At 38.6% G+C, this 12,293-nt stretch carries 11 protein-coding genes and 3 tRNA genes; 6 read left to right on the top strand and 8 right to left on the bottom strand.

Annotated features, from left to right (window positions below; all coding sequences use genetic code 11):
- Window positions 1-119: 119 nt before the first annotated feature.
- The 4 genes from groL to AC1M85_RS10700 all read right to left on the bottom strand — a co-directional run bounded on the left by groL (window position 120) and on the right by AC1M85_RS10700 (window position 3,980).
- Complete coding sequence (gene groL, locus AC1M85_RS10685; protein ID WP_035266940.1) at window positions 120-1,754, bottom strand: chaperonin GroEL; 1,635 nt, start codon at window positions 1,752-1,754, stop codon at window positions 120-122.
- 69 nt (window positions 1,755-1,823) lie between these two features.
- Window positions 1,824-2,114: a co-chaperone GroES gene (locus AC1M85_RS10690; protein WP_004810787.1), complete on the bottom strand. Its 291-nt coding sequence runs from the start codon at window positions 2,112-2,114 to the stop codon at window positions 1,824-1,826.
- 169 nt (window positions 2,115-2,283) lie between these two features.
- Window positions 2,284-3,060 carry a metallophosphoesterase family protein gene (locus AC1M85_RS10695; RefSeq protein ID WP_488213050.1) on the bottom strand — a complete coding sequence of 259 codons (777 nt, stop codon included), beginning with the start codon at window positions 3,058-3,060 and terminating at the stop codon, window positions 2,284-2,286.
- Entirely contained in the window at window positions 3,057-3,980 is a 924-nt protein-coding gene (locus AC1M85_RS10700) for a diacylglycerol/lipid kinase family protein (RefSeq protein WP_092765935.1), read from the bottom strand. The genes AC1M85_RS10695 and AC1M85_RS10700 overlap by 4 nt, the downstream gene beginning before the upstream one ends.
- A 407-nt stretch (window positions 3,981-4,387) precedes the next feature.
- Here AC1M85_RS10700 and AC1M85_RS10705 point away from each other — a divergent pair, with 407 nt between their 5' ends.
- Complete coding sequence (locus tag AC1M85_RS10705) at window positions 4,388-6,217, top strand: phosphoenolpyruvate carboxykinase (GTP) (protein ID WP_488213051.1); 1,830 nt, start codon at window positions 4,388-4,390, stop codon at window positions 6,215-6,217.
- Window positions 6,218-6,360: 143 nt separating this feature from the next.
- On the top strand, window positions 6,361-6,792 hold the full coding sequence (locus AC1M85_RS10710) for a hypothetical protein (protein WP_488213052.1): 432 nt from the start codon (window positions 6,361-6,363) through the stop codon (window positions 6,790-6,792).
- Window positions 6,793-6,803: 11 nt separating this feature from the next.
- Here AC1M85_RS10710 and AC1M85_RS10715 read toward each other — a convergent pair whose 3' ends face one another.
- Together AC1M85_RS10715 and folD are read right to left on the bottom strand one after the other, a co-directional pair.
- Complete coding sequence (locus AC1M85_RS10715) at window positions 6,804-7,484, bottom strand: class I SAM-dependent methyltransferase (protein ID WP_481589680.1); 681 nt, start codon at window positions 7,482-7,484, stop codon at window positions 6,804-6,806.
- A gap of 173 nt (window positions 7,485-7,657) precedes the next feature.
- Window positions 7,658-8,506: a bifunctional methylenetetrahydrofolate dehydrogenase/methenyltetrahydrofolate cyclohydrolase FolD gene (gene folD / locus AC1M85_RS10720; protein WP_488213053.1), complete on the bottom strand. Its 849-nt coding sequence runs from the start codon at window positions 8,504-8,506 to the stop codon at window positions 7,658-7,660.
- A gap of 153 nt (window positions 8,507-8,659) precedes the next feature.
- Here folD and AC1M85_RS10725 point away from each other — a divergent pair.
- The 3 genes from AC1M85_RS10725 (at window position 8,660) to AC1M85_RS10735 (ending at window position 9,679) form a co-directional block, all read left to right on the top strand.
- A tRNA-Cys gene (locus tag AC1M85_RS10725) sits at window positions 8,660-8,733 on the top strand.
- A 9-nt stretch (window positions 8,734-8,742) separates the two neighbouring features.
- A tRNA-Leu gene (locus tag AC1M85_RS10730) sits at window positions 8,743-8,828 on the top strand.
- A gap of 119 nt (window positions 8,829-8,947) precedes the next feature.
- Window positions 8,948-9,679: a hypothetical protein gene (locus tag AC1M85_RS10735; protein ID WP_488213054.1), complete on the top strand. Its 732-nt coding sequence runs from the start codon at window positions 8,948-8,950 to the stop codon at window positions 9,677-9,679.
- 8 nt (window positions 9,680-9,687) lie between these two features.
- Here the strand turns inward: AC1M85_RS10735 and AC1M85_RS10740 are convergent, their stop codons facing one another.
- Complete coding sequence (locus AC1M85_RS10740; RefSeq protein WP_488213055.1) at window positions 9,688-11,451, bottom strand: alkaline phosphatase D family protein; 1,764 nt, start codon at window positions 11,449-11,451, stop codon at window positions 9,688-9,690.
- A gap of 217 nt (window positions 11,452-11,668) precedes the next feature.
- On the opposite strand from AC1M85_RS10740, the gene AC1M85_RS10745 reads away from it, so the two are divergent.
- A tRNA-Leu gene (locus AC1M85_RS10745) sits at window positions 11,669-11,754 on the top strand.
- A gap of 108 nt (window positions 11,755-11,862) precedes the next feature.
- On the opposite strand, the gene AC1M85_RS10750 is transcribed toward AC1M85_RS10745, so the two are convergent.
- Window positions 11,863-12,174, bottom strand: coding sequence for a DUF5713 family protein (locus AC1M85_RS10750; RefSeq protein ID WP_488213056.1), 312 nt, complete (start codon window positions 12,172-12,174; stop codon window positions 11,863-11,865).
- Between the last annotated feature and the right edge of the window lie 119 nt (window positions 12,175-12,293).

Genomic DNA, 12,293 nt, shown 5'->3' on the forward strand with positions numbered 1-12,293 from the left:
TTAGATTAGCGCTCTACTAGGCTTTTATTCAATATTTACAATAGTATTCAAATATTTATCAGACAGATGACAAAAAAAATCCCCGCTTAAAGCGGGGATTTTTTAGGCTGTGGGATGAATTACATCATACCGCCCATACCACCCATACCGCCCATGTCTGGCATAGCTGGTTTATCTTCTGGGATCTCTGTAATCATGCACTCAGTTGTTAACATTAAGCCCGCAACAGACGCAGCATGCTCAAGTGCAGAACGTGTAACTTTCGCTGGATCAAGAATACCCATCTCTAGCATATCGCCGTATTCACCAGTCGCAGCGTTATAACCGAAGTTGCCTTCGCCATTTTTAACTGCATTAATCACTACAGATGGTTCGTCACCTGCGTTAGATACGATTTGACGAAGTGGCGCTTCAATCGCACGACGAAGGATGTTGATACCTACGTTTTGATCATCGTTAATACCCGTTACACCGTCAAGTGCTTTAGCTGCACGTACTAATGCAACACCACCACCCGCAACAACACCTTCTTCAACAGCAGCACGAGTTGCATGAAGAGCATCGTCTACACGATCTTTCTTCTCTTTCATTTCAACTTCAGTTGCAGCACCGATTTTAATCACTGCTACACCGCCTGCTAATTTAGCAACACGCTCTTGAAGTTTTTCTTTGTCGTATTCTGAAGTTGATTCCTCGATTTGCGCACGAATTTGTTGAACACGCTCAGCAATTTGATTCGCATCGCCTGCACCATCAACAATCACTGTGTTTTCTTTAGATACAGTTACTTTGTGTGCAGTACCTAAATGTTCAAGTGTTGTTTGATCTAACTGCATACCGATTTCTTCAGAAATCACAGTACCACCAGTTAAGATCGCGATATCTTGAAGCATTGCTTTACGACGATCACCGAAGCCTGGTGCTTTAACAGCACAGACTTTGATGATGCCACGCATATTGTTTACAACAAGCGTTGCAAGTGCTTCACCTTCAACATCTTCAGCGATGATAAGAAGTGGTTTACCTGTTTTCGCAACTGCCTCAAGAACAGTAATCAACTCACGGATATTGCTTACTTTCTTATCAACAAGAAGGATAAATGGGTTTTCCAATTCAGCAGTTAATGTATCTTGTTTGTTTGCGAAGTATGGAGAAATATAACCACGGTCAAACTGCATACCCTCTACAACATCTAGAGAATCTTCAAAGCCTGAACCTTCTTCAACAGTGATTACACCTTCTTTACCCACTTTTTCCATCGCTTGAGCGATCAGTGAACCAACAGTCGTATCAGAGTTCGCAGAAATCGAACCAACTTGTTCAATCGCTTTAGAATCAGATGCTGGTTTAGCCGTTGCTTTAATATCTGCAACAACAGCTTTAACTGCAATATCGATACCGCGTTTCAAGTCCATTGGGTTCATACCCGCAGTTACTGACTTGATCCCTTCGTTCAAAATTGCTTGAGCTAAAACGGTTGCCGTTGTAGTACCGTCACCTGCGATGTCATTTGTTTTAGAAGAAACTTCACGAACAAGTTGAGCACCCATGTTTTCAAACTTGTCTTTTAATGTGATTTCTTTCGCTACAGAAACACCATCTTTAGTGATGTGTGGCGCACCGAATGAACGATCGATAACTACGTTACGGCCTTTAGGACCAAGTGTAACCTTAACCGCATCAGCAAGGATATTCACACCTGCGATCATTTTTGTGCGAGCTGAATCACCAAACTTAACGTCTTTAGCTGACATATTTGACTCCGAATATTATTAAAATTACTAAATCTGATTGATTAAATGAGTAGTATTAAAAAGAATCAATTAGCCTTCTAAAACAGCTAAAATATCTGACTCTTTCATGATTAATAGTTCTTCGCCATCTACTTTCACAGTTGTTCCTGCATAAGTACCAAACAATACCTTGTCACCTACTTTTACATCTAAAGCGCGAACGCCATTGTCAGTGATCTGACCATTACCAACTGCAATAATTTCACCTTGAGCAGGCTTTTCTGCAGCAGAACCTGGCAATAAAATGCCGCCAGCTGTTTTTGTTTCTTCTTCAACACGACGAATTACTACACGGTCATGTAATGGACGAATGTTGCTCATAAAAATACTCCATCAGACTAAGTCTTTTGATTAATAGTCGTGATCTTAATTTCCTTAGATCACCACCAAAATTATTTGATGTCACTTTTGTGGGGATGGAAAAAATTGCTTCAAGGGGAAAATGAAAAAAAATTTAATTTTTTGTATTTTTTTTAGGCATTTCGATAATTTAGCCTTCATTCCGATTTGCAACTAAATAAAATTTCTTGAATCTCGAATCAAAGCGATATTCACGCACCTTCAGTTTTTCATCAATTAGATTAAAACTATTAGAAAAGTCATGATGTAAACGATGTGACGTAGCGGTACCTGCATGAATATCCAATATTGGATGTTGAGCATTAAGTTGGAAAATCTTATTCAGATCATAAACAGCAGATACATGTAAATGACCATGTAGAATTGCATTCAACCCTGAGCTTGCCCATGTCTTTAGGGCTTTTTCAGTATTTTTAGGACGATCTTTAGACATATTTATACCGTGATCACCACTATAGAAAGGTTGATGCGTAAGCAGAATTTTTAATTTATCTTGAGGAGCCAATTTCATTTTTTGATCAATTTCCTGAATTTGAAACTCAGTAATACGACCTTTGGTATGGTACTTAGGGTGAATTGTATTGATTCCTATAATATAAAAATGCTCAGTTTCTAAGGTCTGTTCCATTTGACCAAAAAACAACTTATACCGATGAAACGGACTTAAAAATCTGCGCCATAAATGAAACAAAGGAATATCGTGATTACCCGGAATCACAATATAAGGAACATTAAGTTCTTCTAGAAATTTTTTGCAGTGATAAAACTGTGAAAATTTTGCCCTTTGAGTGAGATCACCACTGACCACAACAGCTTCGATCAAATGTTCTGCAACAAAGTGAGTAATTGCATCTAAGCAATCTTGTTGCTCAGTCCCAAAATGCAAATCAGACAAATGTAAAATCATTGTGGTACCATTAAGGTCAGTGCATTTCTTTCAACATGAATATCTAATGGTGAATCCAGTTGAATAATTTCTCCATCGATTGCTACAGTCATCTTTTTTTGATGAGAACGTATGCGCACATGATCCGCACTAAAACTATATACGTCTGCTGCCTGATCTAATTTTCCACGAACGAGTTGGATGAGTGTTTTAAAAATACTCAGCTTATCCGTGTGAGCAAGTACAACTCCCGCAACCCGACCCTCTTCTGCCGTTTTAGCGATATTGAGGTTCATTTCTTTTAATTGAAGTTGGTTATTACCTAAAAATAATAAAGGGGTTTTAACTGCATAATTTACACCATCCACCTCAATTTCTAACTTTAATTCTTTACGATCACGAATCAACACGTCTAAGCCAGAAGTATAGGCATGTAATGGTAGACGCCCTAGTTTTTGGTTATATAACTCTCTTTTTTTAATAAACAATGGATAAAGACCCAAACTCGCATTATTTAGATAAATGGCATCATTAATTTTTGCCACATGTACCGCTTTAGGCTTACCTTCAACCACCAGTTTTGCAGCTTCGAGAATATCTAAAGGAATATTCAAAACCCGTGCAACATAATTGAACGTCCCTAAAGGTAAAATTGCCAAAGGGATGGTTTGATGTAATAAATAATTAGCCACAGAATTTAACGTTCCATCCCCGCCAGCAACCACAATCACCCCCTGATTATCGTGATTTAAATGTCGAAGATGAACTTTTTCAATGAGTGCTTGAACACTCATTTCTGAAGCAATATCAAAAACTTGTATTTCAAAACCTAGATCTGTCCAGTAATGCATAAGTTGTTCATAAATTTGATCATTATTGGTGGCATGAAATCCAGATTTTTCATTAAAAATCATAGACAAAGGCTTGAGCATTGAATTCATTTTATGAGTTTAAAAATTGAATTACTTTAAAATTTCGTCTATTTACTACTCAATTAAAAGCCAATTTATGTAATTTTTAAATGATGTTCATTTGATTTTTCGATGATGAGAATTGATCTCATATTTTAATTAAGTTTTTATTTTAAATGAATATTTTAACTATAAATACCAAACATAAAAATTAAAAATAAAAAATAAATCACTCATTTTTTAAAAAAATATCAAATAATTACATAAACTTAACACCAATCAAGTCTTAAGCACTATTTAAGCCTTTGGTCTTATTTTTTTTAAGAAAATATGCTTTAATACAGCCACTTTTTTTTCATACTGAATCTAGAGTCTGCAAACCAGCATCTAGATATTATTTGTACACCACATTGTACACTTTTGATATAGGCCTCACCATGACCCAAGTGAACGCACCAGAATTCGTTCGTCACCCTAAGCTTATTGCTTGGGTGGAAGAGATTGCTAAACTAACAAAACCAGCAAAAATTGAATGGTGTGACGGTAGCGCAGAAGAATATCAACGTTATATCGACTTGATGATCGCTAACGGCACAATGCAAGCGCTTAACCAAGAAAAGCACCCTGGTTCATATCTTGCAAACTCTGATCCTTCTGACGTTGCTCGTGTTGAAGACCGTACTTTTATCTGCTCTGAAAACAAAGAAGATGCTGGCGCAACTAACAACTGGGAAGCTCCAGCGGTTATGCGTGAAAAATTAAACGTTTTATTTGACGGTTCTATGAAAGGTCGTACTTTGTACGTTGTACCTTTCTCTATGGGACCTTTAGGTTCTCATATTGCTCACATTGGTATCGAACTTACTGACTCTCCTTATGTTGCAGTCAGCATGTCTAAAATGGCTCGCATGGGTAAAGCTGTTTATGACGTTCTAGGCACTGATGGCGAATTTGTTCCATGTGTACACACTGTAGGTGCACCATTGGAAGAAGGTCAAAAAGACGTTGCTTGGCCTTGCAACAAAGAAAAATACATCGTTCATTATCCAGAAACTCGTGAAATTTGGTCATTTGGTTCTGGTTATGGTGGTAACGCATTGCTTGGTAAAAAATGCTTAGCATTACGTATCGCATCATTCATGGGTCGTCAGCAAGGCTGGTTAGCTGAACACATGCTCATCCTTGGTGTGACAAATCCACAAGGTGAAAAACACTACATCGCAGCTGCATTCCCATCTGCTTGTGGTAAAACAAACTTTGCAATGTTAATTCCACCAGCAGGTTATGAAGGTTGGAAGATTGAAACTGTAGGTGACGATATTGCTTGGATCAAACCAGGTGAAGATGGTCGCTTATATGCAATCAATCCTGAAGCAGGTTTCTTCGGTGTAGCTCCTGGCACAAATACAAAGACGAACCCGAACTGTATGGCTACGCTTCATAAAGACGTGATCTATACAAACGTTGCCGTGACTGACAACGGTGAAGTATGGTGGGAAGGTCTTTCTAAAGAAGCACCTGCCAACCTAACTAACTGGAAAGGTCAACCACATACTGGTGAAGAAAAAGCAGCTCATCCAAATGCGCGTTTCACAGTTTCAGCTGGTCAATGCCCTTCTATTGATGCTGACTGGGAAAATCCAGCAGGTGTTCCAATCTCTGCGTTCATCTTTGGTGGTCGCCGTGCGGACACAGTGCCTCTAATTTCAGAAGCATTTGACTGGGTTGACGGTGTTTATAAAGCTGCAACCATGGGTTCTGAAACAACTGCTGCTGCTGTTGGTCAACAAGGTATTGTTCGTCGCGATCCATTTGCGATGCTTCCATTTGCTGGCTACAACATGGCTGACTACTTCACACATTGGTTAGAAATGGGTGAGAAAGTTGGTGAGAAAGCTGCAGCTGCTGGTAACAAGCTTCCTGGTATTTACAACGTGAACTGGTTCCGTCGTGATGCTGAAGGCAACTTTGTATGGCCTGGTTTCGGTCAAAACATGCGTGTTCTTGAGTGGATTATCGATCGCTGTGAAGGTCGTGCTGACGCTGTTGAAACTCCAATTGGTCGTGTTCCAACTTACGAACAGTTGAACTGGACTGGTTCAGACTTTACGAAAGAGCAATTTGACCTTGTGACTTCTCAAGACAAAGAGCAATGGATCAAAGAACTTGAAAGCCATACTGAATTATTTAACAAACTTGGTGATCGTTTACCAGAAGCGTTGAAAAAACGTCAAGCTGAGCTTTTAGAAGCGGTTAAATCTGCTTAAGCATGATGAGAAAAAAGGTCACTTCGGTGACCTTTTTTTTACTTCAAACAAACTGAATAAAGTGTATTTAGTAACGTTTATTAGTACCAATAAGTTGTCACACTTATGGCATACTGATTTAAACAGCTTATTAGGATCAAATAATGAAAAAAATAGAAATGATTGGCTCTTGTTTAATCGCCCTTATGCTTACAGCCTGTCAATCTGTTCCGCGACAGCACAATGGAGCTACAGGATATCAAATTGAAAATAAATCAGAGAATTCTGCCAATATTTCGTATACCCTCTCTGCACGCGCCAACCAAAATATTGATGAACACAAATTACAACGTACTTGCCAACAAGTTCTAGGGCACACTCAACAATATAAAACCACCATTTTGAGTGTAAATGAAATTGCTAATCCCAATTATAAAACTCAAGAAATTCAACAGGTTCAAATTGGTCAATCACGAACATCATTCGGATTCTCAAACACTCAAAGCCTATACAGCAATGAAGACTACAATACACGTCTTTCTTTAGAAACTAAGCCTAGCCTCTTACAAGTCGTTCGCTTTAACTGCACACTCTAAACTTAGGACACTCAATGTACTTCATTGAGTGTCTTATAAAAACTGACATTTCTAAATTCAGGTGATTCATCCAAGTCTGGCCATGTCGTTGCACTGCGTTCATCAAGCTTTTCATACTTCGGATGACTAAAGTTTTTTACACGACTATCCGCCACCCACACCTCAGGTGCAAATTTTAAAAACTCATCTAAGAAGAAACGATTGCACTGGTCATACAACACATCAGCCGCCAACAAGATATCAACCTGCTCAGCTTTATATAAGTCATCCAAATATTCAAGCTCAACATCATTCAATTCAGCATTGGCACGACACGCATCCAAACTAACTTGGTCGATATCACAGCAAATGACACGCTTTGCCCCTGCCATTTTCGCTGCAATCGCGACTACGCCTGAACCTGCGCCAAAGTCTAAAACCACTTTGTTTTTTACATGATGCGGTTCAGCCAATAACCATTGTGCCATTGCTAAACCTGATGCCCAACAGAAAATCCAATATGGCGTATCATTCCATATACGACGAATAACTTCATCATCTAGCTTATCGGTTGGAAAAACAGGTGGAATGAGCCAAAGTGAAATTGGTGTATCAGGCAATTGCTGTGCATGAAGCTCACAACCTGGAATCACATCATGTAAGGCTTTTAGTAAATGTTCAGGCGCTTTAGGAAATTGGAAAGTACAGCTCATTGGATTTTATTTTTAAATATACAAAATTTGAGTTTCAAATACGAAACCTAAATTAATAAAGAGAATTCCCTCTCCTTTTAAAGGAGAGGGTTAGCGAGAGGATTTATCTAACTCAATACCCTCACCCCAACCCTCTCCCTGAGCCGTATACGGCGCAAGAGAGGGAGATAATATTAACCTAAAGCTTTTTCAGCTGCTTCAACTGTTTGACGAATCAACGTTGTGATTGTCATTGGACCTACACCACCCGGTACTGGTGTGTAAGCTGAAGCAATTTCTTCAATACCAACAAGTTGAATATCGCCCACACCACCGCCATCACGTGGATGGAAACCAGCATCAACAACTACTGCACCAGGTTTAATCCAATCTTTTTGAATCAATTCAGCTTTACCCACTGCACCCACAATGATATCCGCTTGCTTCACAAAGCTAGCAACGTCTTGTGTACGAGAGTGACAAATCGTTACAGTAGCATTCGCCTCGAGAAGCATAGCTGCCATTGGTTTACCCAAAATTGCAGATCGACCTACAACAACCGCATGCTTACCTTCGATTTCGATGTTGTTTTCTTTCAGAATCGTCATAATACCAGCAGGTGTCGCAGAACCGTAAGCCGCTTCACCCATTGCCATACGACCATAACCAAGGCAAGTAACACCATCCACATCTTTTTCAAGTGAGATCGCATCAAAACACGCTCGCTCATCAATTTGCGCAGGTACTGGATGTTGTAAAAGAATACCGTGAACATCAGGATTTGCATTGAGTTTTTCAATTTCAGCAAGCAATTGTTCTGTCGTCGTTTCTTTTGGTAGTTCAACTTTAAGTGAATCCATACCAACACGGCGGCATGCATTACCCTTCATACGCACATAAGTTGCAGATGCACCATCGTCACCTACTAAAATCGTCGCAAGAATTGGAGTACGTCCTGATTTTGCTTTTAACGCTTCTACGCGAGTTAACAAATCAGCCTCAATTTGTTTTGCCAATGCACGACCATCTAAAACTAATGCCACGGCACATCTCCCAAGTGTTGATATGAATCAATTTCGCACATTCTACATGAATATTTTAAATAATTTCCGTTATATGCTGTTTTTCTGCACATACGAATAAAAGCACTATTGTTTTTTTTTCAGAGCTTGTTAATATACGCATCAACAAGACATGGCGGGGTGGCAGAGTGGTCATGCAGCGGACTGCAACTCCGTGTACGCCGGTTCGATTCCGACCTCCGCCTCCATCTTGTTAAGCCCGAGTGGTGAAATCGGTAGACACAGGGGATTTAAAATCCCCCGCCCACAAAGCGTGCCAGTTCGAGTCTGGCCTCGGGCACCATTCTTCTAATAGAGAATAATGGTGTAAATAAAGAACCCAGCGTAAGCTGGTTTTTTTATGTCTGCATTTTCTTTAAACTCATCTGCTATAATCACTCATCTTCAGAATTTCATATTCAAATGAATCAAAATCAGCAAGTTGCTCAATATCTTCAAGAACTAAAACAACAATATCCTCAAGCGTTTAAAAAAAACTTCTTGCTCTATAGTCAGTTAAAGACCAAAGGAATTCTAGATGAGCGTAAAGAACTGATCCCGCTTGCACTTGCATTAATGATTTTCCTCCCTTGCTCATATTTGTTAACCCTTTTGCTTAAACAACACATTGTTTTTTTAGAAGGCTTTCAATCTGGCGGGAGTGCTGTGTTGTGTATCATGTTATTTTTTATGCTGATTACGCCAATCATCCTCAAACAGATCAAGCATAGTAGCATCTCAACTTACCAGCAACTTAAAAATACCCCATTCAAACTGACCATCCTCATTCTTTTACAAAGTTTAAATATCGCTTTTATGGAAAGTTGGTTCTTACAGGGAATTTTGTTTTATTTCGCTATGAATTTTGGTTTCGTTAAATTTTATAAAGAGAATTTATTCCGAGAAAATACTTCTAAAGAAAACTATTACTACATTCAAGAAATTCGTAGAGTGACTTTCTGGAGTTATAAACAAAATTTTAAGCTTTACTTAAAACTAATCTTTTCATCCAAAAACTCAAAGCAGCATCAATTATTGATTGAACAAAAACAAAAAAATGCGCAACTTTATGTTCATTTGATGAACTATGAAAACAAATTGTGTATGCGCTACAAGCATACCGATATAGAAAAATATATCGATAGCATCATGTAGCGCTACGATCAACTTGCTTGCTGCATTACTTTAATTATATTCAAATTGGTATCATACGTTGTTGAGTGCAATCTGAGTTGATCAACTTGATACTTCTGTGAATGAATATCTGTTAAAAACAACCAATCTGCACTCAATTGCGTAGAATCAAAGCTCAATTTTAAATAGCCTCGTTGATTCAAATTACAAAAACTTAATTCATCAATCAATTGGATAAACACTTGTTCAAATTGTTGCATTAAGTTCTCAGGTAAATTGAGATATTTCTCCATACCCGGTGAAGAAACTGAACTTGTTGCTAATTCAATCCCCACCTTCTCACCATTTTGTTGATGTAATGCAGACTCCCACGCATTATGGGTATCTCCAGCCAACACAACAACTTTCTTCTGGTACTGCTCATATAAAGCATAAACACGCTCACGCTCAGCATAGTAACCATCCCAAGCGTCTAAATTATAAGGAATCACGGTTAGTATTCTTGATAATTCAGCGTCAATTAAGCTTGGATCATTATTTTTATAACGCAACTTAATTGCAACCAACTCCATGAGACGTTTTTGAGCTTCAATTAAAAAGTTGTCATCTACCATTCCACTTTTGGCAACATTTAATATTTGCAATATTTCAGCAGGTACCAACATTTTCGCCATCAATACTTGCTGACCCAATACATTCCATATTGCACGAGAACTCTGCAGACTATTCGCCAACCAATTTAACTGATCTATCCCTATTAGCTGTCGCTGCTCATTCATTAATGCCGCTCTAAATTGCTCAACATTTAGATTTTCACCATCCATAAATGAAGCAAAAGCCAGTTGCTCATCTCGTGCCAACATACGTGTATCTAGCATATTAAGTTGAACTAAATCACCAAAATTAAACTGACGATAAATATGAAGAATATCGTTATTGCTTTTTTCGCGGATTGGCATCCACTCAAAATAAGCGGTTAGGGCTGCTGTTCTTCGTGCTACGAAATCTCCCTCTAAATCAGGTTGATGATTCTGCGCACCAGCTCGCCATGCATCATTTGTCAGCTCATGATCATCCCAAATCAGAATAAATGGATGACGTTGATGAACCGCTTGTAAATCAGGATCTGTTCGATATTTTGCATAACGTTTTCGATAATCTTCTAGACGGTAAATCTCGTTTTGATTATCCACATCGAGTGTTCTACCAAGCTTTTCGGCTTGTTCAGTTGCATACCCATCTTTGCCATATTCGTAAATATAGTCGCCCAGATGCAGCACAGCATCCACGTCCTGCTTCGCAATTTCACGGTACACATAAAAATAACCAGCAGGATAATTTGAGCATGAGCATACGGCAAAGTTAACCGCATTGGACTTGGTTGCTAAGGTCTTCGTACGACCAATTGGAGAATGTATCTGCCCATATTTAAATCGGTAATAATAGCGAGTATCGGCACTCAAATTAAGTACATCGACTTTCAAGCAAAAGTCTTTAGCAGCAGAAGTCTTGATTTTCCCCATCTGAACAATATTTGAAAAATTTTCATCAAGTGCAATTTCCCAATCTAACTCATATGTTGCCGTCACATCTGTAGGTGTTATTCGCGACCAAAGAATTATTCGATCCTGTAATGGATCTCCACTCGCCACTCCATGCAAAAATTCAACTTTATGCTCATTGCTGGTTTGACCATCGCCATTACATGCTGTAATCGAAACAGGCAGTGAAATCGCACCAAATCCAGCCAATGAGTTTTTAATTAATGCGCGTCTTGAGATTTTATTTTTCATTTTATTTATGAATTGGCGAGTTATTTTAACTTCGAACTTAAACCGTATTTATGAAGCTAAAATTGCAATCAGATGACAATTTAATGTACAAATATCATAAACCATCGCCCCAAAATTTATATTTTTTAATCTAATAAATGCAAGTTGATTGAAAAGAAAGCAAATAATACGATTTTCTCTTGCCAAGCTTAAAAGTGTCCTCTATTATTGCGCACATGCCCGAGTGGTGAAATCGGTAGACACAGGGGATTTAAAATCCCCCGCCCTCAAAGCGTGCCAGTTCGAGTCTGGCCTCGGGCACCATTCTTCTGATAGAGAATAATGGTGTAAATAAAGAACCCAGCGTAAGCTGGTTTTTTTATGCCTAGCGTTTAGCCACAACAATAACAACACAAAAAAATAGAGAGCGATTTACCACTCTCTATTTGAAACAAGTTCTTCCATTTCGATATCTAAGAATCCCTCTTCCTGAACGACCATCATCATTGCCTCAGCAATATAGTCTGCTGCTGCATCATCAAGAGAAGAATCAAGATCTTCGAACTGAGGTTTCATCTCATTAATTTCCGCCACAATATGATTGGCGATTTGATAAATCTCAGCATCGGAATTCACCTTAGATACCTTCTTTGAGAATTTTTCAATGAGTTGCTGAATTTCAGCCACGAGAATATCAGGATAATATTCATCGTCGAACATCGGGAGAAGTACATCATTCAACATATTAAAGCTCAAGTAATAGCATTAACAAAAACCGAGCTTATATAACACAAGCTAGACATTAAACCAACAATAAAAACGAGGAGTAAATCTCACTTTTGATCAAAGTATAACTAAGCTAA

This window comes from Acinetobacter sp. 24-47-64, assembly GCF_057737055.1.